We start from the raw sequence: 24,596 nt of genomic DNA on the forward strand, positions 1-24,596 counted from the left end.
CCCGCCTAGCGCGCCGGCAGCGGCGGCACCAGCGCGCTTGCTGCTGCCGGTGGCGCCGGATCAGCGGCCACCTCGGTGGCCTCGCCCTGCCCCTGCCCCTGTAGATTGACCTCGGTGCCTTTTTCGGGGATCGCCGAGTCGATCAGAATCGAGACCCGACGATTGCGTGCCCGCCCGTCCGCCAGTACATTCGGCTCGACCGGACGCGTATCGGCATAGCCAATCGCCGTCAGGCGTGGCGGCGCAATGCCGGCAGCAGCGAACAAACGCAGAACGGTGGTCGCGCGCACGGCCGAAAGCTCCCAGTTCGAAGGGAACTGCGCGTTGCTGATCGGCACATCGTCGGTGTGTCCTTCGATGGTAATCGGGAAATCGGTTCCGACCAGCACCGCGGCCACGGCCTCCATGGCTCTGGCCAAAGGCGGCTGAATCAGGGCCTGGCCTGGCGAGAACAGGATGCTGTCGTTGATTTCTATGGTCACGCCGCGACTGGTTTCAAGGACCCGCACCTTCCCCTGTTCGACCAGTGGCGCCATCACCTCGAGGATGTCCTTGGCAATACTGCGCATGCTCTCGCGCTGTTTCTGGCGAACCGCCTCCTGCGTCTTGCTGGCCAGATTGGGCTTGTTCACCGGCGCCGGTGTCGGCAGGATCACCGCCAGCTGGCCGACGCTGTTGACCGGCACATTGCGAAAGGCACTGACCATCGAATCGCTGAGGATTCGATACTTGCCCTCGTTCACCGACGAAAGTGCGTACATCACGACGAAGAAAGCGAAGAGAAGGGTAATGAAATCGGCGTAAGAAACGAGCCAGCGCTCGTGGTTCTCGTGCTCTTCGACGTGCTTTCGACGCGCCATCGATCAGAAGATGTAGCCGCGCAGGCGGCTTTCGATGATGCGGGGATTGTCGCCATTGGCGATGCAGACAAGGCCGTCGACGATCATTTCGCGCTGGGTGAGCAGGCGATTGATGTGCGCCTTCAACTTGTTGGCCATCGGCAGATAGACCAGATTGGCCAAGCCAACGCCATAGATCGTCGCCACGAAGGCGACGGCGATGCCGGCGCCCAGCTTCGACGGGTCGGAGAGATTCTCCATCACGTGAATCAAGCCCATCACCGCACCGAGGATGCCGATGGTCGGCGAATAGCCGCCAGCCGCCTCCCAGATTTTTGCCGAGAGCTTCATTTCCTGCTCGAAGGTGCTGATCTCCACTTCCATGACCTCGCGCAGGCGCTCCGGCTCGGCACCATCGACGAGCAGCTGCAGTCCCTTGCGCGTAAACTCGTCCTGCAGTTCGTTGACCACCGCATCGAGGGCCAGCAGACCTTCGCGCCGGGAGATCTGGCTCCAGCTCGAAATCTGCTCGATCAATTGCTGCGGATCCGAGACTGGCGGCCGAAAGACCCATTTCGCCATGCGTATGCCGCGCACGAATGTCGCATACGGACTCTGCAACATGACCGCGCCCAGCGTACCGCCAACGACGATCAGCAGCGCCGTCGGCTGCGACAGGGAAGCGACGTGACCCCCCTCGAGAATCTGCCCACCGACGATCGCCAGCACGCCGATCAGCAAGCCGAGTACGCTGGTCCTATCCATTCTTCCTGGCTCTCTTTCGCTTCGTGGCCGCAGCTCCCGCCAGGCGCGTGCGCAGCCTCATCACCGCCTGGCTGTGCAGCTGGCAGACGCGTGATTCGCTGACCCCCATCACTTCACCGATTTCGCGCAGATTGAGATCCTGTTCGTAGTAGAGAGCCATCATCAGCTTTTCACGCTCGGGCAGATCGGCAATGGCTTGTACCAGGGCCTGACGGACACCTTCCTCCTCGAAAAGCTGCGCCGGATCGCTGCTCTCTTCAACCCGATGTCGCTCCAGAAAGTCCTCACCATCCTCGCTGACGAGGTCTTCGAGATAGACCAGCTGGTGTCCGCGAGCGTCCTGCAACATCGTCTGATAATCGGCCAGCGTCATTCCCAGCGAGTCGGCAAGCTCCTTTTCGCTTGGCGCCCGTCCCGTCTCCTGTTCAAGCTGCGTGATGGCCGCCTCGATGAGGCGACAGCTGCGGCGCAGGCTGCGCGGCAACCAGTCGTTCTCGCGCAGGCCGTCGAGCATCGCGCCACGTACCCGCTGCGCCGCATAGGCTTCGAACTGCGCTCCCACGCCGGCCTCGAAACGGCCAATCGCGTCGAGCAGGCCGAGCATGCCGTTCTGCACCAGGTCGTCGAGCAGAACGCTGGCCGGCAGGCGCGCCATCAGATGGCAAGCGATGCGCTTGACCATTGGCGCGAAGCGCTGGACCAGCTGCTCCTTGTTGATCTGACCAGCAGCGTTATACATGCATTCCGGGAGAGCGCTATCAGGCGTAGATAGCTGTGGGGTCTATACGTTGGCTCAAGTGTAGCAGTTGTTGCACGAAATGTTCGAGGCCGCGGACATCGGCGTCGCCGTTCGGCCAGTTGAGCAGAGCACTGGCCAGGCTTTGATAGGCCCGCGCCGAGGGGGCATCCGGAAACAGCCCGGCGACCGGCTGGCAAAGCCTCGAAGCCTGCCGCAGAGACTCGTCGAGCGGTACGTGACCGGCATAGTCGAGGCGGGCAAGCTGGCGGCTGTGGGCGACCTCGGCGATGTTGTCGTACACCGCCTGCGCGTCGCTCGCTGCCCGCGCCTTGCTCACCAGGATGCGAAAGTTCTTGCGCGAGTAACCCAGGCTGACTTTCTTGATCAGCGCATAGGCGTCGGTGATCGCAGCGCCATTCGGCGAGACGACGATCACCGTATCGTGCGCCGCAAGGCCAAGTGGCGAGAAGCCGAGCGGATGATCAAGCGAGGCATCGACGAGAACGACATCGGCAGGCCGGCCGATGTGGCCAAGGCTGTCGACCAGGATGCGCTGCTCGGCAGCGCTCAGACTGGCGAGCCGTTTGACCACCTTGGCGGCGGGCAGAACGCGCACTCCTGGCGCCACCGAAAGGATCACCTCGGCGAGCGACTTTTCCCGATGCACGACCTGCTGCAGATCGTGCCGCACCAGGACGCCGTAGTAAGCGGCAACGCTGTCGTCCGTATTCTCGTCGACGACCAGGACTTCCTTGCCCTGGCGCGCCAGGCAAGCCGCCAGATTGGCCACCGCAATGCTCTTGCCAACGCCGACGCCACCCGCAGCAAAGGTAACGATGCGTAGCCGCGGGCGGCTGAAGAGGCGCCGCAGCCCGGCCGCCTGGTCGCCGCGAAGATTAGCCACGCTGCGTTCCTCCGGCAGAGACGATGTTGGCTGCATTGGCCGCGTTGGCCGCAGCGCTGGCCATCATCAGGCCGGGCTCGAGACCGGCGAGACGGTGTGGCGAGGTCTCCGGCAAGTCCCTGAACGCACGGTGCACCAGATAAGGGCGATTGGGCAGGTGCAGGTCTTCCGGCACTCTCTGTCCGTTCGAGACGTAGTACAGGCGCAAGCGATGACGGATGATGACATCGAGCGACGACGCCAGACTCGCGGCTTCGTCAACCTTGGTGAGAATGCAACCGGCGAGATTCTGCAGTCCGTTGTACGCCCTGATCACGTCATCGAGCGTATCCCCACGGCTGGTCGCCGAGAGCAGCAACAGCGACTTGACGTCGTTATCACCGAACATCGCCACCTGCTCGCTGACCAGGCGATCGCGCTGGCTCATGCCCATGGTATCGATCAGCACCATGTGCGTGTGCTGCAGATCCTGCAGCGTCGCGCGCAGGTCGGCGGCGTCCCTGGCGAGATGAACCGACACGCCGAGAATCCGCCCATAGATACGCAGCTGTTCGTGCGCTCCGATCCGATAACCGTCGGTGGTCACCAGCGCCAGCTTCCTGGCGCCGTGACGGAGGACGCAACGGGCGGCGAGTTTGGCGGTAGTGGTCGTCTTGCCGACACCGGTCGGCCCGACCAGCGCATAGATGCCGCCACGGTCGACGATGTCGCTCTCACTGTCGGTGGTCAACAGGCCACGATCGGCCCCCCCCTTTACCCAGCCCAGCGCCTGCCCGGCGTCGAGGTCGCGCGGCAGATCGACAATCAGGTCGCGGGCGAACTGCGGCGAAAAGCCGGCGTCGAGCAGTTGGCGGAGGACTTCGGTCTTCACCGGCTCGGCGCGCGCCGACTCGCCCCAGGCCAGACCGGCCAGGTGCTGCTCGACGATTTTCCGCAACGAGCGAATCTCGTCCATGACCGCCGCCGGAACGACTTCGGCCGCCGTCGGCGGTGTATTCCGCGGCGCCGCTCGCGGCAGATCGAGCTGCGGCTTGGCGCGCACCGTCAATGGTGGCGACGGGCGCAGCGGCGGCTGGCCGGCGCGCGCCCTCTCCGGCGCCCTCTCCGGCGCTCGCCCGGCTGAGACTGCCGGCATCGGTACGGCGGGCGCCGGGCGCCCAACAGCCGCCTCGGACGACGGACCCGGGGCAGCATCCCGGCGCCGTGGCGCTGGCTCGCGCTCCGCCGTCGGAACGATCATCTCCATGTCACGGGCGGCAACCGCCATGATCTCGACGCCTCCCGGAATTCCACGATTGGAGAGAATGATCGCGTCTGGCCCGAGGGTCTCCTTGACCTTGCGCAATGCGTCTCGCGCGGTCGCGGCGATGAATTTCCTGACGTTCATACCCTGCCTCCAATAATCGAGGTAACTCTGATGATTCTGTTTTCAGGCACTTCGCCGTGCGCCAGCACCTTCAGCTGCGAGATGCTCCGCCGGAGAAAGCGGGACAGGAGCGTACGAAGATTTCCGGGGACCAGCAGAACGGTCGGCAATCCCACCTCTTCCTGTCGCTGCGCCGCAGCGACCGCCTCGCGCAGCAGCGTATCGGCCAGGCCCGGTTCGATACTGGCGCCGTCACCGCCACCGGCAACCGCCTGGAGAAGAATCCGCTCGAGTTGGGGATCGAGCGACATGACCTGCATTTCAGCCCCGCCCGGGAACAGTTCCTGGGCAATGGAACGACCCAGGGCAATGCGCACCTGCGCGGTGAGCACCTCGGCGTCCTGCGAGCGCGGCGCGACTTCGGCCAGGGTCTCGATGATCGTGCGCATGTCGCGCAGAGACACGCCCTCTTCGAGCAGGTTGCGCAAGACCTTCTGGAAAACGCCGATGGTCAGCAGCTTGGGCACCACGTCCTCGACCAGCTTGGGCATTTCCTTGGCCAGGTGATCGAGCAGCGCCTGCGTTTCCTGGCGCCCGAGAAGCTCGGCGGCGTGCGACAGAATCAGCTGATTGAGATGCGTCGCGGTGACCGTGCTGGCATCGACGACGGTGTATCCGTAGGCCTGCGCCTGCTCCCGCAAGGCAGGCTCGATCCACACCGCTGGCAGGCCGTAGGCGGGATCCTTGGTCGCCGTTCCCGGCACCTGGCCAGCGACGCGACCGGGATTGATGGCCAGAAGATTCCCGGGAAACGCTTCTCCGGCGCCGATTTCGACGCCCTTGAGCAGGATCTTGTAGGCATTCGGTTTCAGTTCCAGGTTGTCGCGTATGTGCACCGGGGAAACGAGGAAGCCGACCTCCTGAGCGAATTTCTTGCGAATGCCACGGATACGACGCAGCAACTCGCCGTCCTGTGACTTGTCGACCAGCGGAATCAGGCGATAGCCGACCTCGAGGCCAAGAATGTCGAGCGCCGTGACGTCGGCCCAACTCGCCTCCTGAGCTTCCCTTGCGGGTAGCGGCGCAGCAGCGACCGGTAGTGGTGCGACGGCACGCTCGCCCCTCTCCAGGCGCCAGCCGATGGCTGCCAGAATGACGGCCAGCAGCAGAAAAACGAAGTTCGGCATACCCGGAATCAGGCCCAGCAGACCGATGATTCCGGCGGTCAGGAAGATCAGCCTGGGATTCGTGAAAAGCTGCGCGATGAACTGCTGCGAAACGTCCTGGTCGTCACCGACGCGGGTCACCACCATGCCCGCGGCAATGGAGATGATCAGCGCCGGGATCTGCGCCACCAGACCGTCGCCGATGGTCAGCAAGGTATAGGTCTTGGCCGCCGCCGCGATGTCCATGTCGTGCTGCAGGACGCCGACGAAGAGCCCGCCGACGACGTTGATCAACATGATCAGGATGCCGGCCACGGCGTCGCCGCGAACGAACTTCGAGGCACCGTCCATGGACCCGAAGAAGTCCGCTTCTTCGGCGATCGTCGCGCGTCGCTTGCGCGCCTCGTCCTCACCGATCAGTCCGGCATTGAGGTCGGCATCGATGGCCATCTGCTTGCCGGGCATGGCGTCCAGCGTGAAGCGCGCCGCCACTTCGGCGACGCGACCGGCGCCCTTGGTGATGACCACGAAGTTGATGATCACCAGAATCGTGAACACCACCAGGCCAACGGCATAGTTGCCGCCGACCAGGAAATGTCCGAAGGCTTCGATGACCTGTCCGGCAGCGCCTGGCCCGGTATGCCCTTCGAGCAGCACGACGCGCGTCGAGGCGACGTTGAGTGACAGGCGCAGGAGGGTGGTGACCAGCAGCACGGTCGGGAAAACGGAGAAGTCCAGCGGTTTCATCACGCTCATCGCAACGAGCATGACGATCACCGAAATGGCGATATTGAAGGTGAAAAAGAGATCCAGCGCAAAAGGCGGCAGTGGCAAGACCATCATCGCCAGAATCGCCAGGATCAGCACCGGACCCGCCAGCTGCCGCTGCGCGAAGCGGGCAAAGAGATCCTGCACCGCGATGACCCCGGCGTTAGCCATGCAGGGCCTCCGGGACGAGTTCGGCCGGGACGACGATTTCTTGCGGCGGCAGCGGATAGACGCCACCCGCCGCGCGCCAGCTGCTCAGCTGATAGACGTAGGCCAGCACCTCGGCGACGGCCGCATAGAGGGCGGCCGGAATCTCCTCGTCGAGTTCGGCGTGGCGATAGAGCGCCCGCGCCAGGGGCGCAGCCTCGACCATCGGCACCGCGTTCTCGGCGCCTATCGCGCGGATTCTGAGCGCCACCTCGCCCATTCCCTTGGCCAGCAGTTTCGGCGCCCCCATGCCGGCCTTGTAGGCCAGCGCCACCGCGTAGTGACTCGGGTTGGTGACGATCACGTCGGCGGCAGGCACTGCCGACATCATTCGCTTGCGGGCGGCCTCGCGCTGCAGCTGGCGAATGCGGCTCTTGACTTCAGGGTTGCCCTCCAGTTCCTTGCCTTCCTTCTTGACCTCCTGACGAGTCATCTTGAGCTTGTCGTGGTACTGCCAGATCTGGAAGGGAACGTCTACGGCGACGATCAACAGCATGGCCGAAACGATGGCCAGAAAACTGAAGCTGAGCAGGTGTCCGGCGCTGGCCAGGGAGACCTCGATCGATTGCGCGAACATGGCCAGCAGCTGGCCACTCTCGCTCCACAGGACGAGCACCGCAACGCCGCCGACCAGCGACGACTTGACCACCGCCTTGACCAGCTCGACCAGGCCGTTCCATGACAGCACACGCCCCAGGCCCTTGAGCAGATTGAGGCGGCTCAGGTCGGGTTGCAGCGCTTTCGGCGAGAAGTTCCAGCTGCCGAGAAAAAACGGCGACAGCAGCGCGGCGACGATCAGCGCCGCGAACATCGGCGCGAAGGACAACAACGCGTCGAGCGAGATATCCGCGAGGCGAACCAGCATCAGCGTCGGCTCGGTGGCCAGACCGTGGTCGAGCACCAGACCGCGGCGGAAAAAACCGGCAACACGCTCGACCATCCACGGCCCCATCAGCCAGAAGCCCGCCGCGCCGACCATCAGTACGAGGAACGTGCCGATCTCGCGCGAGCGCGGAACCTGCCCCTCCTCACGCGCCTGCTCAAGGCGCCGTGCCGATGCCGCTTCGGTTTTTTCGAGGTCGCTTTCCTCTGCCATATCGAGTTCCCAGTGTACTCGTGGCTATTATAGGAAAAAACATTAATAAATAGAGAGGTATGAGGTTTTATTTAGACCGATTCTCGGATAGTAGCGCGCCTGCAACAATTGTTGCGGACGCGCAAAAAAAAACAGGGGGCCGTAGCCCCCCGAAAAAATGCCTGCTGATACAGGGTTTTACGCGAGAAATTCGAGCGCCCTGGTCGGTGCGCCACGCGCATCGCGGTCGTTATGGGCCGACAGATCGCTGAGTAGCTCCTTCATGTCCAGGATCAACACGATCTGCCCGTTCGACAGCGTCGTCACGCCGGCCACTCCGCGCGGACGGAAATCGTCAAGCGCCTTGATCACCGCATCGTCACGGCCGGCAAAATTGTCGACCGCCAGAATGAAGCTGCGCTCTGCCGTCTGCATCAGGACCCCATACTCGGGGCGCGCAAGCTGCGGCCAGCCGAGCAGGCGTGACAGCGCGATCACCGGCAGGATCTCGCCGCGGACGACAAGCGTCTCCTTGCCGCCCACTTCCTGCATTCTCTCGTGGTCGATGGGCAGAATCTCCCTGACCATGGATAGCGGCAGGGCGAAGGGCTGATCACCGAGCAGCACCAGGAGCACCGGCAGAATGGCCAGGGTCAGGGGCAGCGAGATGCTGAACACCGACCCCTTGCCAAGCTCGGAGCGAATCTCGATCGAGCCGTTGAGTTTCTGGATGTTGGTCTTGACCACGTCCATTCCGACGCCCCGGCCCGATACCGCCGAAGCCTGCGCCATGGTCGAAAAGCCGGGCAGGAAAATCAGGTTCAGGCTCTGCCGATCGTCCAGCGTATTGGCTTCTTCTTCGCCGATGATGTTTTTCTCGATCGCCTTGGCGCGGATTTTCTCCGGGCTCATGCCGCGTCCGTCGTCGGCAATGATCAGCACGATGTGATCGCCCTCCTGACGCGCTTCGAGGCGAACGACGCTCTTCACCGGCTTGCCGGCGGCCTGCCGCTGCTCGGCCGTCTCGACGCCGTGATCGACGGCGTTGCGAATCAGGTGGACCAGCGGATCGGCCAGGTCCTCGATCATCGTCTTGTCGACTTCGGTCTCTTCACCGACCAGCTCCAGCTCGACATCCTTGCCCAGCTGCCGTGCCAGGTCACGGGCAATGCGCGGGTATTTCTGGAACAGGCGACCAATCGGCTGCATGCGCGTCTTCATCACCGAGTTCTGCAAATCGGAGACCAGCAGATCGAGCTGGCTGACCGCCTGGTCGAGTGCCTGCAGCGTATCGGCATCGGTTCTGCCGGCGATGATGTCGGCGCGCAGGCTGGTCAGCCGGTTCTTGGTCAGGCCGATCTCTCCCGACAGGTTGAGGACCTGGTCGAGGCGCGCGGTATCGACACGAATGGTGGTCTCGCGAACGGCAGCCCTTTCGTCGGCACGCCGGCCGGCAGGGGCCGCACTGGCGATCGCCCCTGGCCTGTCTGCCGCGCGGCGGCCTTCCGGTGGAAAGTGTGGCTGCAGCCTGGCGGCGTCCACGGCGTTCGCTGGCGGCGGCACTGACAGTACCGACCGCACTGGCGCCACTGCGACGGCGGCGGCCGGCGGCGGCGTGGCAAGTGACGCGCCAGGCGGCGTGACCGCAAAGGGCAGATCCTGCGGGCCGACCAGAGCCTCGTAGAGCAGCTGCCAGTCAGGGCCCGCCGGCGCTTCCCGGGCGGGAACGGGCGCCGCAGGCGCAACCGGCTCGGCGACTTTCCCTGCCAGTGCGGCGCGCAGACTGCCGCTGACTGCCGCCGGCGCCGGGTCGGGTTGTCGTCCCTGGGCGATCTCGCCAAACATGTTGCGAACCCCCTGTGTCGCGGCCATGATGGTATCCATCAGCTCCGGGGTCAGCGTCTGCTCGCCGTTTCTCAGCTTGTCGAAAAGATTCTCGGTCAAGTGGCATAGCTTCACCAGCTCGCCGGCGTTGAGAAAGCCGGCGCCGCCCTTGATGGTGTGAAAGCCGCGGAATATGTCGTTCAGCAAACGACTGTCGCCGGGAGTCCTTTCAAGATCGACGAGCTTGTTGTCCACATCCGACAGCAGGTCACCGGCTTCCTGCAGGAAGTCCTGCAACAGATCTTCCATCCCGGCAAAATCACTCATCTCGTGTCTCCTAGAAGCCCAGGCTGCCGAGCAGATCGTCGACCTGTTGCTGCGTGGCCACCACGTCACTTCGCCCTTCGGCGTTGATCACCGGCCCGTTGAGCAGACTCATCACCGATTCGGTGCGTCGCTCGCCAGGCATGCTTTCGATCAACACGCCCACCAGTTGCGCTTCCAGCTCCTGCGCCACGGCAATGGTCTTCTTGATCACCTGTCCGGTCAGATCCTGGAAGTCCTGCGCCATCATGATTTCCAGCAACTGCGCCCTGGTCGCTTCGGTTTTCTGCGGCAGACCCTGCTTCAGAAAGGAGCGCGTTTCTTCGGCCAGCTGTTTGAACGCATCGACACTCATCTGCTTGGCATACAGCGCATCCCACTTCGCGGCCAGAGCTGCCGAACTCGCCTCGAGTTGCTCCTGCAGAGGATTGGCGATATCGGTCGCATTCAATACCCGACAAGCCGCCTTTTCGGTAAGCGTGGCGACGTAGTTGAGACGCTCCCTGGTGTCGGGGATGGCGGCGGCGGCGCTGCCGAGGAGTTCGTGATAGCCGAGTTCGCCGAGCGTGTCGTGCAACTGCCTGGCCATCTGGCCAACGCGGCGAAACACCTTGTCGTCACCTGTGCCTTGTTCGCCGCTTTCGACTGCGGACGCCGCGTTGCCTTGACCTCGCGCCGCGACGACCGCCTCGAACAAGGCCTGCAACTCCTCGCTATCGTCCACCTCGGCCTCGACCTCGCGCAATTGCTGCATCAGCGACGGCTTGGCAGGCGCCGCCGGTGGGGGCTCGGCGCCGCTCGAGGCGGCTCCCGAGGCGATGCTGTCAAACAGGGCTTCGAGTTCTCTCGAGTCCCCCGAACCATTGGAGTCGCTCATCTCAGCCACCCATCTTGTCAAAAATCTTCTGCAGCTTCTCGGCCAGTGTTGCTGCGGTGAAGGGCTTGACGATGTAGCCGCTGGCCCCCGCTTGTGCCGCAGCGATGATGTTTTCCTTCTTCGCTTCGGCGGTGATCATCATCACCGGCAAGTGCTTCAGCGTCGGTGAGCTGCGAATCGCCTGCAGTAGTTGCAGGCCGTCCATGTTCGGCATGTTCCAGTCGGTCACCACAAACTCGAAGCCACCGCTTTGCAGCTTCTGAAGTGCGATCGCGCCATCCTCTGCCTCGTCGACGTTGGAGAAGCCCAGTTCCTTGAGAAGATTTCTGACGATTCGCCGCATCGTCGAGAAATCGTCCACCACCAGAATTCTCATTTTTGGGTCAGCCATTCTCTACTCCTGAATCTTCTTCTAACGTTCGAGCAAGGGGCGCAAGGTGTCGGCAAGGATTTCTGCGTCGAACTTGGCCACGTAGGCGTCCACGCCCACCGCCTTGCCCATCGCATGATTGGCCTGCGACGACAACGATGAGTGCATCACTACCGGGATGCCCGCGAAGCGTGCATCGCCCTTGATGTTCTTGGTCAGCACGTAGCCGTCCATCTCGGGCATTTCGGCATCGACCAGGATCAGCCGGATTTCGTCGCGCACGGTGGCCCCGATCTGGCTGGCGTGTGCGGCGATGGCCTGCAAACGGCTCCACGCTTCGGCACCGTTGGTCGCATGCTTGTGCTTGACGCCCAGCCGGTCGAGCACCTCGACGATCTTGCGTCGGGCGACAATCGAATCGTCGGCGAAGAATATTCCCACATCCTCGCCGACGTTGGCGCGCCGGATATCGACGATCAGCGCCTCGCCAAAGGCATTGGCGAGAATCTGCTCGACGTCGAGAATCGACACCAGCTTGCCATCGTCGAGTTCGGTGATCGCCGTGATCAATCCCTGATTGGTCGCCAGGACGCTTTCCGGTGCCTTCACTTTCTCCCAGTCAACGCGGATGATGCGATCGACCTCGTGCACCAGGAAGCCAAGGGTGCGCTTCGAATACTCGGCGACCATCATCGTCCGGCCATGCTCCGGCGATGGCTCCCTGGGTTCGAGGAAGGAAATCAGTGACAACACCGGAATGACATTGCCACGCAGGGAAATCAGACCCTCGACGCCGCGTGGCATGTTCGGGGTCCGGGTGATGTGCGGGGTTCGCCCGACTTCGCGTACCTTGAAGACGTTGATGCCGAAGGTCTCGCGCGTCCCCAGGGAGAAGAGGAGAATCTCCATCTTGTTGGAACCGGCGACCAGCGTCCTCGCGTCCACCCCCTCGAGGAGGCCCTTTCTTTCTGCCAAATCCATCATCTATGATCGCTCCAGAGATCGCCTGACGAGGTCCACTACGAGGTCAACTGCAGCGTCGGGAGGTCGCCCAGCAACCTGCGCGCCAGCGTCTCCGAGAGGCGCTGCGGTTCGAACTTGGGCACGTATTCATCGACGCCGACCGACTTGCCGAGTTGCTGGTTGGACATCCCCGACAATGAAGAATGCATGATCACCGGCACGCCCGCAAAGCGTGCGTCCGACTTGATCCTCTTGGTCAGAATGTAGCCGTCCATCTCGGGCATCTCGATATCGGTCAACACCAGACTGATCAGCTCGCTCACTTTCTGACCGGCCGACTGCGCCGACCTGGCCACTTTCTCAAGCTCGTCCCAGGCTTCGCGACCATTGATCGCGGCCACGTACTTGACGCCCATCGCCTGCAGCGTGCGCTCGATCTGCCTGCGCGCCACCGCTGAATCGTCGGCAAAAAAGACCGTCAATTGCGGATTGTCGAGCGGCTTGATATTGCGATAGACGCTCTCGTCATCGTAGCGCGTGGTTTCGGAAAGAATCTTCTCGACGTCCATGAGCATCACCAGGCGACCGTCGGGCAACTCGGTGACCGCGGTCACCAGGCCACCGAGCTCGGCGAGCAGCATCGCCGGCGGTACGCGCATCTGACCCCAGTCGAGACGAAGAATGGTATCCACCGCCTCGACGAGAAATCCCTGCGTATGGCCTGCATATTCGGTGACGATCATGATCGAGCGCGGCGTCTGCGTATCCACCCGCGCGTAGCGGGCCAGATCGACCACCGGCACCAGTGCCCCGCGCAGACTGACCATCCCCTCGACCGCTGCCGGCATGTCCGGTGCCGCCGTGATCGGCGGCGTACGCATCACCTCGCGGACCTTGAAGACATTGATGCCGAAGGTTTCCCGGCGCCCGGTACGCGCATCCGTGCCGAGCGAGAACAACAGGATCTCCAGCTTGTTGGTCCCCGCCAGCTTGGTGCGCGCATCGATATTCTTCAACAGATCAGACATGGTTCTCTTCCCTCGCGTGACGACGGGCAGCAGCCCGGCCACAACCATCTTAAATCAATCGCCGCCGCCACGTCATGCGCGGCCAGGGGCCCGCGGCAGCCGCCTGCCACCTCAGACCTCGGTCTTGTAGCCGATGCGGAACCCGCCCCAATGTCGGCCCTTGACGTAGATCGGCGCCGAGATGTCGTGCATCACTTCACCCGTGTCGCGACGATAGGTTTGCAGCAGGAAGGCTTGCTCGTGCGCCCCGCAGCGCTTGCCCACCGGATCGTCGAACAGGCGCTTGCTGCGATTGTTCAGGAAATCAATTTTCTCGTTTCCGGTCAGTGGCTGCGAGAATTTCCGGTTGTGAGTCGGCACGTAGGCGTTGCGGTCGATGCAGATCGCGTACACCGCCGACTTGCACTGCTCGAGCAGGCCCTCCTGCACGGCAGGCAGGTTCTGATCGGTAAAGTCGTCGAAGCGCGTCTTGAACTTCTGCGGCCGCGTGTTGGCAATCGGCTGGTAGCGGTCGTCGAAAAGATCGTCGATCTTGATCTTTCCCGCATCGACCGCCCTGTCGAAGAGCCGGGCAACGCCGAGCGCCGCCTGCCGGACGATGGGCGGCATTCTGGCGTGCGTGGCCAAGGCCTCCTCGCCGGCCAGGCCGAGCTTGAAGACGTTGCTGATTTCGCGCAGATTCTCGGCCAGACATTCGACATGATCGACGGCGACCAGCGTCTCGGCGGCGACCGCGTTGTTGGCGTCGGCCATGTCCTTGATCCGCCGTACGTGGTCGGCGATGCTCTGCCCGGTACGACTCTGCCGGGCAATGGCAGCGGTGATCGAATCCACCTTCTCCATCGTTGCCCGGGCGCCGCTGTTGATGCTCTCCAGCGACTGTGCCGCCTGCTGCGCCAGCTCGGCGCCATTGCGCGCCTGCCCGCTACCGGCTTCGATGCTCGCGATCGCACTCTGCGTCTCGCCCTGAATCGCCGCAATCATCTGGCTGATTTCGCCAGTGGCTTTCGATGTCCGTTCGGCGAGCTTGCGTACCTCGTCGGCGACGACCGCGAATCCACGTCCCTGATCACCCGCGCGAGCCGCCTCGATCGCCGCGTTGAGCGCCAGCAGATTGGTCTGGTCGGCGATCTCGCGAATCGTCTGAACAATGCCGCTGATCGCCTTCGAGCGCTCACCGAGCGCGCAAACGACCCGCGCCGACTCGGTGACCGAAGCGGCGATCTGCTCCATTTCGGCCGAAGCGCGGTGTACGATCCTCATTCCTTCGCTCGACAGGCTGCTCGAAGTCTCCGAAATCTCGGCCGTTTCGCTGGCGCTCCGACTGACCTGGCTCATATTCTCGGTCAGCTCGCCCATCGCGCCGGTGGTCGCCAGGGCGGCGTCACGTTGCTGGTTGGAACCCGACGCGACACGATTGGCGTCGCCCATCAGCTGCTTGGAAGCGCTGACCACTTCGACCGAATTGAACAGGACCTTGCCGACGATGGTCGCAAAGCTGCCGATCAGGCGATTGAAGTCGTCGGCGACGCCGGCAATTTCATCCTTGCCCTCGACCACTGCGCGTCGGGTCAGGTCGCCGTCGCCATACATTCCGGCGATCACCGCACGCAGTGCGTTCAGTCGGCCGACCAGACTCTTCTCGACGAGCACGCCGAGCAGCACCGTGAACACGGCCAGCACTCCGAAAGTCGCCAGCCAGGCGTTCACGTCGCCACCGAGAACAGCGTTCGCCAACCAGGCTGCCAGGGCTGCCGCAGCCACCTGAAGCAGCATCACGGCGCGAATCTTCCAAGCAACTCCACCCATATCTTGCTCCTCCTGGTTATTGGCGATCGTCTCGTTATTACGGGTACCTACGACATAACTTGCGCGTTCTTTAGCCGGCCTGGCGAAAAACCTCCGCAAGGCCGATCCACAGCGGCAAACTTGATCACCCGGCGAGCGGTTCGTGGATGGCCACGGGCGCCGTGCGCCCGCGCACAGTCACCCGGTCCAGCTCGCGGCACGGCCAGTCGCCCAAAGCCCGACGAGTCGCCTCACCGATGATCACGCCAGCCCCGTAGTCACTCGACAGCTCCTGCAGACGTGATGCCAGATTGACCGCGTCGCCGAGCACCGTATAGGCGCGCCGATGGCGCGACCCCATGTCGCCGACAACCATGCTGCCGGTATTGATGCCGATGCCGATGTGCAATGCCGGCCAGCCGCGCGCGGCAAACTCCTGATTGACGAGCGGCAGCGCTGCCTGCATGGCCAGGCCGGCGGCGACGGCATGCTGCGCGTGTTGTGGGTCGGCGACCGGCGCACCCCAGAAAGCCACGACCGCATCGCCGATGTACTTGTCGAGCGTCCCGCGATGCGCACGGATGACGTCGGTCATCGCCGACAGGTAGTCGTTCATCAACTGCGCCAGTTCTCCCGGCGGCAGCGTTTCGGCAAGGGTGGTGAACCCGCGCACGTCGGCAAACAGGACGCTCAGCTCGGCGTTGCGCCCGGCCATGCTGTAGTGCTGCGGGTCGCGGCTCATTTCCTCGACCAGCTCCGGCGGCACATACTGGCCAAAGAGCTGCGCCAGGCGTCGTTTGCCGCGCTGTTCGAGAAAATAGCCGACGAAGAGCTGCAGCGTGAACAAGCCGGCGACGAGCAGCAGAAGCGCGGCGATCGGCAGGAGCAGTTGCGCGAGCGCCCAGGCGGCCAGGTTGGTGAGCAGGACCAGCAGCAGCGTGGCCATGGTCAGGCCGCCTGCCCAGAGCGGCGAAAGCCGTGGCAGGGCGAAGAGCAGGCCGCCGCCGGCGATGAGCAGCAAACCTGCAGCGACGACAGGCGTCCAGGCGGGTGACTGCAGCAGGCGGTCGTCGAGCAGCGCCGACAACAGATTGGCGTGCGCCTCGACACCCGGGTAGGCCTCGCCGAGCGGGGTGACGCGCTGGTCGAAAAGCCCCGGGGCGGTCGTCCCGAGCAGGACGACACGACCGCGCAGGCGATCGGCGGGCAGGCGGGTGGCGAGCACGTCGGCGGCCGAATAGTAGGCGAAACTCCCCTCGGCACCGCGAAAGGGCAGCAGCACGCTGGCCTGGCCATCGGTCACGATGCGCAGGCTGCGGCGAGCGCCGAGCAGTGTCAGCGCCTCGATCACCGGCCGATCTTCGCCGCCCGCCGACGACCACGGGGGCCGCTCGGCAAATTGCAGCTGTAGCGTGGCGTTGCCCAGCAAGGCCTGCGCCATGGCCAGCGACAGCGCCGGATAGACCTGCCCCTGGTAGTTCGCCAGCAGCCAGGCGCGCCGCGTCACGCCGTCGCCAGCCACCGGCGCGTTGAGGAACCCGGCTCCCATGGCGGCCTGCTGGAAAAGCGGCAGGTTGCCCCCGTAGCCCGTCCACCGGCTGAGCGACGCAACGGCTGCCGGGGCAAGCTTGGGCAGCACCGGCGCCGGCAGCGCGCCACTGCTGGCCGCGGCTGCACCGCTGGACAGATGAAAACCGAGAATCACCGCATGGCGACGAATGACGTCGGCGAGACGGGCGTCGTAATCGAGCGTCGGTCGCAAGTCCTCCAGCGCCGCGAGAAAGCCGCCATTGCCGCGCAGGGGGCCGCTCGCCAGCGCCTGCAGCGAAGCCAGCCCGGAACTCTCGTCCGGCTCGGCCAGGATCACGTCCATGCCCAGCAGCAAGGCATCGTACTCGGCGAAAATCCGCTCGACCAGATCGGCCAGCCGCGCCCGGCTCCACGGCCAGCGCCCCAACTCGGCCAGCGAAGCCTCGTCGATATCGACAATGACGATCCTTTCGTCGACGGGCGCCTGCGCGAAGAAGCGCACACGAGCGTCGTAGAGGACCGCTTCCAGCCGGGAAACGGGCGCAATCTCGACATAGTGCAGGCTGTTCCCCAGCAGTACGCCGAGCAGCAGGACACCCGGCAGGTAGCGCAGGAGGAAGGGCGTCAGCCGACGCCGGAATTCGCCAGGCCGCCTAGCGAAGCTTGATTTCAACATGGCGGTTGCGTGCTTCGGCGACCTCGTCGGCGGTCACCACCGCCGGCGCACGCTCGCCCCGCCCAACCACCACAACCGCCGCTGGCGCAATGCCGGCGCTGACCAGCAGGTCACGCACCAGGACAGCGCGTTGCAGCGACAGCCGGTCGTTGGCGTCGACCGCGCCGACCCGATCGGTGTGTCCGATGACCACCGCCTCACCCGCGGGCAGCGTCGCCAGCTCGCTGCGAATGCCCGCCAGCAGGGCTCTCGATGCCGGCGTCAGCCGGCTCGTCCCGGCGTCGAAATGGACGACGAACAGGCGCGGCCGTGCCGGCTGCATGGCGAGCAGCGCACCGTAATCATCGCGCACCATTCCCGCGCTGGTCTTCTGCATGCTCACCCTGCCGCCAGCGACCCGGGCGTCGGCATAAGCCTCGCTGAGCACTTTTTCTTCCTGGCCAGTGCTGACCAGCACGGCGCCACTGCGGCCATCCGGCCCCGGCAACAGGACGACACGATCGGAGAGCGGCGCACACCCGGAGAGGCTGAGCAACAAGGCCAGTCCGCAAAGGCGTCCCGCTTTCCTCATTCGCCTTCTCCACGCGTTTCGATGATGAACTCGGTGCCCCTGACGCCGAGCACCACGTTCGGTGTCTTGAAACGCACCTTCTCCGGTGCCTGCCTGGCGATCAGGCCGCTCACCACGCTCAGCGTCCCCTTGAACAGGGTGGCCAGCAGGCTGCCCTCCTCGGTGGTGGTATTGAACTCGAACTCGTTGATCAGCAGCGTGCTGTTCGGCCCGGCGGTGAGCAAGGTATCGTCGGCCAGGGTGACGCCGACCGAACCGTCACCGGCGGTGCGAATGCGGTCGCCGACGAAGACCGGGCTGCCGACCTGCAGCGCCTGTGTCCGGCCAGCGTGGTCGATCGTTACGCCGCCCGCGCTGCGCTTGACGGTGCCGGCTGGCGGGATGACTTCCGCCGCGCCAGCGCTGGCCAGCGGCAGCAGCAAGGCGGCCGCGAGGGCCAGCCAGGAGGAACGGCGGGCTACCCGCCGCCTGGCACAGGTCCTCGCGCGCGCAGCCATCAACGCGCGCGGTAGAGCAGCGTCGGATGAACGTCCTGCAAAACCTTCTGCATTCCCCGCCGGGTCCTCACGTTGAGGATGATCGGCGAGCGCGTATTGGCGGCGATCTTGCCGCCCTCGGCCTCGTTGCGGTAGACGATCAGCGCCACGGTCGCGTCATCGCCACCATCGAGACCGAGCAAGGCGCAGTCGGCGTCGGAGAGTTCGATCTGGTATTCCAGATCCAGCGTCTGCGGCGGCACGATCGGAAAACTCAAATCAGCGTCGTCGAGCGACTGCAGCCAGAAGACCGTCGCCTTGCCTTCCTCGTGAAAAATCTTGAAGCGCGTGCAGTCGGTAAAACCGGCCAGCCCCTCGGCAAAAGTGAATACGGTGTCCGGGTCGACGGGTACATCCTTCAGCCCGAAGCGTTCGAGATCGATTTTCATGAGGTCCCCCTGAACGGCCGCTGCAGCGCGCAGCCAAGAGCAGCAATTTAACCCCATTCGCCAGGCAGCGGCAATTCGATCGGCGTGTCCGGCAGCTCCCGCAGCCACCATCGCCTTGCCATCCTTGAGTTCTGCCGGCCGATTCTGCATAGTGCGCGTCTTTCCCGCCAGCCAAGCCCAGCCGATCACCGATGCCACCAACAACCACCGAACAACGTATTGCTGCAAAGATCGCCGAAGGAATCGGCTGCCGCCCGGAGCAGGTCCAGGCCACCGCCGCGCTGCTCGACGAAGGCGCGAGCGTTCCGTTCATCGCCCGCTACCGCAAGGAAGTGACCGGCGGTCTCGACGACATCCAGTTGCGCCTGCTCGACGAGCGCCTGGTCTATTTGCGCGAGCTCGAAGGGCGACGCCGCGCGGTCCTCGCGTCGATCGAGGAACAGGGCAAGCTGACCGCCGCGCTGAGCGCGGAAATCAAGGCCGCGGAAACCAAGCAACGCCTCGAAGACCTCTATCTGCCGTACAAGCCGAAGCGGCGCAGCAAGGCACAGATCGCCCGCGAAGCCGGCCTCGAAGCGCTCGCCGACGCCTTGTTTGCCGACCCGACGCTGACCCCCGAAAGCGAAGCCGAGCGCTATATCAACGCCGAGGCCGGCTTCGCCGACGTCAGGAGCGTCCTCGACGGCGCCCGCCAGATCCTGATGGAGCGCTTCTCCGAAGACGCCGCACTGCTCGGCGAACTGCGCAGCCACCTCGAAGCGCACGGCGTGCTGCGGGCCAGTGTCGTTGCCGGCAAGGAGAACGAGGCGGCCAAGTTCCGCGACTATTTCGCCTACTCGGAAGGCATCCTGGCGATTCCCTCGCATCGCGCCCTGGCGCTCTTGCGCGGCCGCAACGAGGGAATGCTGCAACTGGCCCTGGTCCTCGACAGCGAGGAGCAGGACAAGGCCAGCGGCAGCACCCCCTGCGAGGCACGCATCGCCGGGCGCTTCGCCATCGTCGACCGCGGCCGCCCGGCCGACAAATGGCTCGTCGATACGGTACGCTGGACCTGGCGGGTCAAGGTCTCGCTGCACCTCGAACTGGAACTGATGAACGCCCTGCGCGAGCGCGCCGAAGCCGAAGCGATCCGCGTCTTCGGCGCCAACCTGCACGATCTGCTGCTCGCCGCGCCAGCCGGCAAGCACGCCACCATGGGCCTCGACCCCGGCCTGCGCACCGGCGTCAAGGTCGCCGTCGTGGACGCCACCGGCAAGCTCCTCGACACAGCCACCATCTACCCGCACGAACCGCGCCGCGACTGGGACGGCGCGCTGCACCAGCTGGCCATGCTGGCCGGCAAACACCGTGTCGACCTGGTCAGCATCGGCAACGGCACGGCCTCGCGCGAAACCGACCGCCTGGCCGGCGAACTGATCAGCCGACACCCCGAACTGCGCCTGCGCAAGATCGTCGTCTCCGAAGCCGGCGCTTCGGTCTATTCGGCGTCCGAATACGCCTCGCGCGAATTTCCCGACGTCGACGTCAGTCTGCGCGGTGCGGTCTCGATCGCCCGCCGCCTGCAGGACCCGCTGGCCGAACTGGTCAAGATCGACCCCAAGTCGATCGGCGTCGGCCAGTACCAGCACGACGTCAGCCAGACCCGCCTGGCGAAGGCGCTCGACGCCGTCGTCGAGGACTGCGTCAACGCTGTCGGCGTCGACGTCAATACGGCGTCGGTGCCGCTGCTGACGCGCGTCTCCGGACTGAGCGCGACGCTGGCGACGAACATCGTCGCCCACCGCGACCGGCACGGCGCCTTCGCCAACCGCCAGGCGCTCCGGGAAGTGCCGCGCCTCGGCGACAAGACCTTCGAGCTCGCCGCCGGCTTCCTGCGCATCAACGACAGCGACAACCCCCTCGACAGTTCGGCGGTACACCCGGAGGCCTACCCGCTCGTCGAGCGCATTCTCGCCGACATCAGGAAGGGGCTGCGCGAGTGCATCGGCGACACGGGCCTGCTCAAGGCGCTGGTCCCGGAGAAATACACCGACGACACGTTCGGCCTGCCGACCGTCCGCGACATTCTCAGGGAACTCGAAAAACCCGGCCGCGACCCGCGCCCGGAATTCAGGACCGCCGCTTTCAGGGAAGGCGTCGAGAGCGTCAAGGACCTGCAGCCGGGGATGATCCTCGAAGGCGTGGTCACCAACGTCGCCAACTTCGGCGCCTTCGTCGACATCGGCGTCCATCAGGACGGACTGGTGCATATCTCGGCGATCGCCAACAGGTTCGTCAAGGATCCGCGCAGCGTCGTCAAGGCCGGCGACGTGGTCAAGGTCAAGGTGCTCGAGGTGGACCTGCCGCGCCAGCGCATCGCGCTGACCATGCGCCTGGCGGACGACCTTCCCGGCGCCCCGAAAGGCGGCGCAGGCTCACCGTCGGCACCGGCGCCAGTCACCGCCAGGGCCCGCCAACGCCAGCAAGGCCAGGCCGAACCGGGCGGCGCGATGGCCAGCGCCTTTGCCCGCCTGAAGCGCTGAACGCGCAACGATTTGCGGCACCATTTTTGGACGGATCGCACCATGTTCCAGGCCATCATTTTCGACCTCGACGGCACGCTGATCGATTCACGCGCCGCCATCCTCGACGCGTTCGGCAAGGCGCTGGCAGAAAAAGGCATCGCGCCGCGGATTTCCCTCGCGGCGGTACGCATCGGCCCCCCGCTCACCGAGACCTTGCGCGAGCTGACCGGCAGCAGCGACGAGGCGCTCCTCGATTCGCTCGCCGAGCACTTCAAGGCGCACTACGACAGCACTGGCTACCGGGCCAGCGAAGTCTTCGCCGGCATCCCCGAGCTGCTCGCAGCGCTGACGGCAAGCGGCGCACGCTGTTTTCTGGCCACCAACAAGCGGATCGCACCGACGCGCCTGATCGTGCAGTACCTGCAATGGGAGCCGTACTTCGCAGGGGTCTACGCGCTCGATCGCGAAACGCCGCGTCTGCCCGACAAGAGCAGCATGCTCGGTCGGCTCCTCGCCGAGCAGGCGCTGGACGCGAAGAAGTGCATCTATGTCGGGGACACGCCGGAGGACGAGGCCGCAGCGCGCGCCAACGGGCTGCCCTTTGCGGCCGTGAGCTGGGGCTACGGCGAGTTCCCGAACACAGACACACTTCGCTTCAGCACGCCGCGTGAGCTCGTCGCCTTTCTCGGCCAGGGAAGAAGCGCGCGCTGATCCGCGTCTTCACCCCCGCTTGAAACGCGGCACGAACGCACTATAATCGGCAGCAGCCCGATGCCAACCACGCCACGCCCGCCGACGCCATGACCAAGACATCCGGACAAAGCACCGCCAAAGGCCGCAAGACGGCCTCCCGCAGCACGAGCGAGGCGCGCCTCTCGCGCCAGCGCAAGCCGGCGGACCTGCCGACCGACGCCTGGCAAAGGGGACTGCGCCGCCAGTTCGGCCGCGAGCAGGCTTTTGCTTACGAGAATCTGGGCGATGATCCCGTGTTTTCCGATTTCGCCGTCTTCAACCCCGAAAGCCGGCGCCGCTACCGGGTCGTAATCCGCGGCGCGCAGCCCGGCGACAACCGCTGCTCGTGCCCCGATTTCGCGACCAACGACCTCGGCACCTGCAAGCACATCGAATTCACCCTCGCCCGGATCACCGCCGATGCGGCGGACAAGCACGCGCTCGAACAAGGTTTCCGCGAATCGTTCAGCGAGCTGTTTCTCGACTACGCCGGCCAGCGACGCGTCCGCCTGCGGCTCGGCGCCGACTTTCCTGCCGACCTGCAGGCGCAGGCGAATGCCCTGTTCGACACCGGCAGCGGCTGGCAACTGTCGGCGCAGCGCTTTGCCGACCTCCCCGTCTTCATCGATCAGGTACGCAGCAGCGGTCACGACCTGCGCTGCCAGGACGATGCGCTGGCCTATGTCGCCGAGGTTCGTGATGGCGAAGCGCGCCGCAAGACGCTCGCCCTCCTCTATCCCACCGGCGCCGACACCCCCGAACTGCAGACCCTGCTCAAGGTCGGGCTCTATCCCTACCAGCGCGAAGGCGCACTCTTCGCCGCGCGTGCCGGACGCGCGTTGCTTGGCGACGAGATGGGCCTCGGCAAGACCGTGCAGGCCATCGCCGCGATGGAGATTTTCGCGCGCCACTTCGCTGCCGAGCGCGTGCTGGTGGTCTGCCCGACTTCGCTCAAGCACCAGTGGGAACGCGAAATCGCCCGTTTCAGCGAACGCCAGGCGACGGTCATCGGCGGTCTGCGCGCGATCCGCGAGGCGCGCTACGCGCAGGACGACTTCTGCAAGATCACCAACTACGAGACCCTGGGCCGCGACCTCGACCTGATCCAGGCCTGGGCACCGGACCTGGTGATCGTCGACGAAGCGCAGCGCATCAAGAACTGGAACACCATCGCCGCGCGCGCGCTGAAGCGCGTCGACAGCCCCTACGCCCTGGTACTCACCGGCACGCCGCTGGAAAACCGCCTCGAGGAGCTGATCTCGATCGTCCAGTTCGTCGACCAGCATCGCCTCGGCCCGACCTGGCGCCTGCTCGACGAGCACCAGGAGCGCGACGAGCGCGGCCGCGTCATCGGCTACCGCAAGCTGCAACAGATTGGCGAGACGCTGGCCCCGATCATGCTGCGGCGACGCAAGGCGGCGGTCCTCGAACAACTGCCCGAGCGCGTCGACAACACCCTGTTCGTACCGATGACCCCGCAGCAGGCCGACCATCACGAGGAAAACCGCGCCCAGGTGGCGCGCATCGTGCACCGCTGGCGACACACCGGCTTCCTCTCCGAGAAGGACCAGCTGCGCATGCGCTGCGCGCTGCAGAACATGCGCATGTCGTGCAACAGCACCTTCCTGCTCGACCACGAAACGGACCATGGCTACAAGGCCGACGAACTGGCCGCGCTACTCGACGACATCCTCGACGACCCGCAAGCCAAGGTGGTTGTCTTCAGCCAGTGGCTGCGTACGCACGAGTTGATCGTCCGCCGCCTCAACGAGCGCGGCTGGCAACACGTGCTCTTCCACGGCGGCGTGCCCAGCGAAAAGCGCGGTGCGCTGATCGACCGCTTCAACAGCGATCCCGACTGCCGCGTCTTTCTCAGTACCGACGCCGGCGGCGTCGGCCTCAACCTGCAACACGCCGCGGCGGTGATCGTAAACATGGACCTGCCGTGGAATCCGGCGGTACTCGAACAACGCATCGGTCGCGTGCACCGCCTCGGCCAGACGCGCGGCGTGCAGGTGATCAACTTCGTCGCCCGTGGAACGATCGAGGAAGGCATGCTTTCCGTACTCGCCTTCAAGCAATCGCTGTTTGCGGGCGTTCTCGACGGCGGCGAAAGCGAAGTCGTCCTGCAGGGGACGCGACTGTCGAAGTTCATGGAGGCGGTCGAAAAAGCCACCAACGCCGTCGAAGGCCAGGCCGCCAGCGAAGACGACGGCCAGGATACGCCGCCGCTTGCGGCGACCGGCGACGCGGATGACGCGGGTAGCGCCGGCGCAGCCGACGAGTCCGACGCGTCCGACGAAGCGGATGAAAGTGCAGCGAGCGCACGGGCCACCGAGCCGCCGCCAGCGTCAGGCGAAGCCGAGGCCGAAGCCGCGCCCGCCGCCGACCGCGAAGTCCCGACGGAGCAGGCAGCCGCAACGGCGCCCGAAACCGCCGATCCCTGGGCACCGCTGCTGGCAGCCGGCGCCCAGTTGCTCGGCGAACTGGCGGCAGCGTCGCAAGGCGAGCGGCAATCGACCTTGGTGCACACCGACCCGGCGACCGGCCAGCGCTATCTCAGACTGCCGGTACCGGATCCGCAGACCGTACACAGCCTCGCCGAAGGACTGCTGGCGCTGTTTGGCAGGCCCAAATAGGGTCGCCGGCCAGCTC

20 protein-coding genes are annotated in these 24,596 nt (G+C 65.0%); 3 read left to right on the forward strand and 17 right to left on the reverse strand.

Annotated features, from left to right (window positions below; translation table 11 throughout):
* Positions 1-5 precede the first annotated feature (5 nt).
* From motD to fliW, 17 genes are all read right to left on the reverse strand, one after another.
* A complete protein-coding gene (gene motD, locus QZ634_RS18840; protein WP_291991025.1) occupies positions 6-860 on the reverse strand; it encodes a flagellar motor protein MotD in 855 nt (284 codons plus the stop codon).
* Positions 861-863: 3 nt separating this feature from the next.
* Positions 864-1,604, reverse strand: a complete 741-nt coding sequence (locus tag QZ634_RS18845; protein ID WP_291991026.1) for a flagellar motor protein — start codon at positions 1,602-1,604, stop codon at positions 864-866.
* Positions 1,597-2,343, reverse strand: a complete 747-nt coding sequence (locus tag QZ634_RS18850; RefSeq protein WP_291991027.1) for an RNA polymerase sigma factor FliA — start codon at positions 2,341-2,343, stop codon at positions 1,597-1,599. The genes QZ634_RS18845 and QZ634_RS18850 overlap by 8 nt, the downstream gene beginning before the upstream one ends.
* Before the next feature lie 19 nt (positions 2,344-2,362).
* Positions 2,363-3,247, reverse strand: coding sequence for an AAA family ATPase (locus QZ634_RS18855; RefSeq protein ID WP_291991028.1), 885 nt, complete (start codon positions 3,245-3,247; stop codon positions 2,363-2,365).
* Positions 3,240-4,634, reverse strand: a complete 1,395-nt coding sequence (gene flhF / locus QZ634_RS18860; RefSeq protein WP_291991029.1) for a flagellar biosynthesis protein FlhF — start codon at positions 4,632-4,634, stop codon at positions 3,240-3,242. The genes QZ634_RS18855 and flhF overlap by 8 nt, the downstream gene beginning before the upstream one ends.
* Positions 4,631-6,718 (reverse strand): flagellar biosynthesis protein FlhA, encoded by a 2,088-nt coding sequence (flhA, locus tag QZ634_RS18865; RefSeq protein ID WP_291991030.1) that lies wholly within the window; start codon positions 6,716-6,718, stop codon positions 4,631-4,633. The genes flhF and flhA overlap by 4 nt, the downstream gene beginning before the upstream one ends.
* A complete protein-coding gene (flhB, locus tag QZ634_RS18870; protein WP_291991031.1) occupies positions 6,711-7,850 on the reverse strand; it encodes a flagellar biosynthesis protein FlhB in 1,140 nt (379 codons plus the stop codon). The genes flhA and flhB overlap by 8 nt, the downstream gene beginning before the upstream one ends.
* A gap of 177 nt (positions 7,851-8,027) precedes the next feature.
* Positions 8,028-9,980 (reverse strand): chemotaxis protein CheA, encoded by a 1,953-nt coding sequence (locus tag QZ634_RS18875; protein ID WP_291991032.1) that lies wholly within the window; start codon positions 9,978-9,980, stop codon positions 8,028-8,030.
* 10 nt (positions 9,981-9,990) lie between these two features.
* On the reverse strand, positions 9,991-10,854 hold the full coding sequence (gene cheZ, locus QZ634_RS18880; protein WP_291991033.1) for a protein phosphatase CheZ: 864 nt from the start codon (positions 10,852-10,854) through the stop codon (positions 9,991-9,993).
* A 1-nt stretch (position 10,855) separates the two neighbouring features.
* Positions 10,856-11,245: a chemotaxis response regulator CheY gene (gene cheY / locus QZ634_RS18885; protein WP_291991034.1), complete on the reverse strand. Its 390-nt coding sequence runs from the start codon at positions 11,243-11,245 to the stop codon at positions 10,856-10,858.
* A 21-nt stretch (positions 11,246-11,266) separates the two neighbouring features.
* Positions 11,267-12,205: a chemotaxis protein gene (locus QZ634_RS18890; protein WP_291991096.1), complete on the reverse strand. Its 939-nt coding sequence runs from the start codon at positions 12,203-12,205 to the stop codon at positions 11,267-11,269.
* A gap of 38 nt (positions 12,206-12,243) precedes the next feature.
* Positions 12,244-13,215 (reverse strand): chemotaxis protein, encoded by a 972-nt coding sequence (locus QZ634_RS18895; protein WP_291991035.1) that lies wholly within the window; start codon positions 13,213-13,215, stop codon positions 12,244-12,246.
* Positions 13,216-13,326: 111 nt separating this feature from the next.
* A complete protein-coding gene (locus QZ634_RS18900; protein ID WP_291991036.1) occupies positions 13,327-15,024 on the reverse strand; it encodes a methyl-accepting chemotaxis protein in 1,698 nt (565 codons plus the stop codon).
* Between the two features lie 124 nt (positions 15,025-15,148).
* A complete protein-coding gene (locus QZ634_RS18905; protein WP_291991037.1) occupies positions 15,149-17,209 on the reverse strand; it encodes an adenylate/guanylate cyclase domain-containing protein in 2,061 nt (686 codons plus the stop codon).
* Positions 17,187-17,780 (reverse strand): OmpA family protein, encoded by a 594-nt coding sequence (locus QZ634_RS18910; protein WP_291991038.1) that lies wholly within the window; start codon positions 17,778-17,780, stop codon positions 17,187-17,189. The genes QZ634_RS18905 and QZ634_RS18910 overlap by 23 nt, the downstream gene beginning before the upstream one ends.
* Entirely contained in the window at positions 17,777-18,277 is a 501-nt protein-coding gene (locus QZ634_RS18915) for a FecR domain-containing protein (RefSeq protein WP_291867008.1), read from the reverse strand. The genes QZ634_RS18910 and QZ634_RS18915 overlap by 4 nt, the downstream gene beginning before the upstream one ends.
* On the reverse strand, positions 18,277-18,705 hold the full coding sequence (gene fliW, locus QZ634_RS18920) for a flagellar assembly protein FliW (RefSeq protein ID WP_291991039.1): 429 nt from the start codon (positions 18,703-18,705) through the stop codon (positions 18,277-18,279). The genes QZ634_RS18915 and fliW overlap by 1 nt, the downstream gene beginning before the upstream one ends.
* A gap of 191 nt (positions 18,706-18,896) precedes the next feature.
* Between fliW and QZ634_RS18925 the strand changes: the two genes are divergently transcribed.
* The 3 genes from QZ634_RS18925 (at position 18,897) to QZ634_RS18935 (ending at position 24,580) form a co-directional block, all read left to right on the forward strand.
* Positions 18,897-21,227 (forward strand): Tex family protein, encoded by a 2,331-nt coding sequence (locus QZ634_RS18925; RefSeq protein WP_291991040.1) that lies wholly within the window; start codon positions 18,897-18,899, stop codon positions 21,225-21,227.
* A 42-nt stretch (positions 21,228-21,269) separates the two neighbouring features.
* Positions 21,270-21,920: an HAD hydrolase-like protein gene (locus QZ634_RS18930; RefSeq protein WP_291991041.1), complete on the forward strand. Its 651-nt coding sequence runs from the start codon at positions 21,270-21,272 to the stop codon at positions 21,918-21,920.
* An 89-nt stretch (positions 21,921-22,009) separates the two neighbouring features.
* Complete coding sequence (locus QZ634_RS18935) at positions 22,010-24,580, forward strand: DEAD/DEAH box helicase (protein WP_291991042.1); 2,571 nt, start codon at positions 22,010-22,012, stop codon at positions 24,578-24,580.
* Positions 24,581-24,596 lie beyond the last annotated feature (16 nt).

Source organism: Candidatus Accumulibacter sp. ACC007, from assembly GCF_907163205.1.
Lineage (GTDB): Bacteria > Pseudomonadota > Gammaproteobacteria > Burkholderiales > Rhodocyclaceae > Accumulibacter > Accumulibacter regalis.

What these genes read in the sequence shown, in the direction of transcription:
- motD (WP_291991025.1), bottom strand. Translation starts at nt 860, where the DNA reads ATGGCGCGTCGAAAGCACGTCGAAGAGCACGAGAACCACGAGCGCTGG.
- QZ634_RS18845 (WP_291991026.1), bottom strand. Translation starts at nt 1,604, where the DNA reads ATGGATAGGACCAGCGTACTCGGCTTGCTGATCGGCGTGCTGGCGATC.
- QZ634_RS18850 (WP_291991027.1), bottom strand. Translation starts at nt 2,343, where the DNA reads ATGTATAACGCTGCTGGTCAGATCAACAAGGAGCAGCTGGTCCAGCGC.
- flhF (WP_291991029.1), bottom strand. Translation starts at nt 4,634, where the DNA reads ATGAACGTCAGGAAATTCATCGCCGCGACCGCGCGAGACGCATTGCGC.
- flhA (WP_291991030.1), bottom strand. Translation starts at nt 6,718, where the DNA reads ATGGCTAACGCCGGGGTCATCGCGGTGCAGGATCTCTTTGCCCGCTTC.
- flhB (WP_291991031.1), bottom strand. Translation starts at nt 7,850, where the DNA reads ATGGCAGAGGAAAGCGACCTCGAAAAAACCGAAGCGGCATCGGCACGG.
- QZ634_RS18875 (WP_291991032.1), bottom strand. Translation starts at nt 9,980, where the DNA reads ATGAGTGATTTTGCCGGGATGGAAGATCTGTTGCAGGACTTCCTGCAG.
- cheZ (WP_291991033.1), bottom strand. Translation starts at nt 10,854, where the DNA reads ATGAGCGACTCCAATGGTTCGGGGGACTCGAGAGAACTCGAAGCCCTG.
- cheY (WP_291991034.1), bottom strand. Translation starts at nt 11,245, where the DNA reads ATGGCTGACCCAAAAATGAGAATTCTGGTGGTGGACGATTTCTCGACG.
- QZ634_RS18890 (WP_291991096.1), bottom strand. Translation starts at nt 12,205, where the DNA reads ATGGATTTGGCAGAAAGAAAGGGCCTCCTCGAGGGGGTGGACGCGAGG.
- QZ634_RS18895 (WP_291991035.1), bottom strand. Translation starts at nt 13,215, where the DNA reads ATGTCTGATCTGTTGAAGAATATCGATGCGCGCACCAAGCTGGCGGGG.
- QZ634_RS18900 (WP_291991036.1), bottom strand. Translation starts at nt 15,024, where the DNA reads ATGGGTGGAGTTGCTTGGAAGATTCGCGCCGTGATGCTGCTTCAGGTG.
- QZ634_RS18905 (WP_291991037.1), bottom strand. Translation starts at nt 17,209, where the DNA reads ATGTTGAAATCAAGCTTCGCTAGGCGGCCTGGCGAATTCCGGCGTCGG.
- QZ634_RS18910 (WP_291991038.1), bottom strand. Translation starts at nt 17,780, where the DNA reads ATGAGGAAAGCGGGACGCCTTTGCGGACTGGCCTTGTTGCTCAGCCTC.
- QZ634_RS18915 (WP_291867008.1), bottom strand. Translation starts at nt 18,277, where the DNA reads ATGGCTGCGCGCGCGAGGACCTGTGCCAGGCGGCGGGTAGCCCGCCGT.
- fliW (WP_291991039.1), bottom strand. Translation starts at nt 18,705, where the DNA reads ATGAAAATCGATCTCGAACGCTTCGGGCTGAAGGATGTACCCGTCGAC.
- QZ634_RS18925 (WP_291991040.1), top strand. Translation starts at nt 18,897, where the DNA reads ATGCCACCAACAACCACCGAACAACGTATTGCTGCAAAGATCGCCGAA.
- QZ634_RS18930 (WP_291991041.1), top strand. Translation starts at nt 21,270, where the DNA reads ATGTTCCAGGCCATCATTTTCGACCTCGACGGCACGCTGATCGATTCA.
- QZ634_RS18935 (WP_291991042.1), top strand. Translation starts at nt 22,010, where the DNA reads ATGACCAAGACATCCGGACAAAGCACCGCCAAAGGCCGCAAGACGGCC.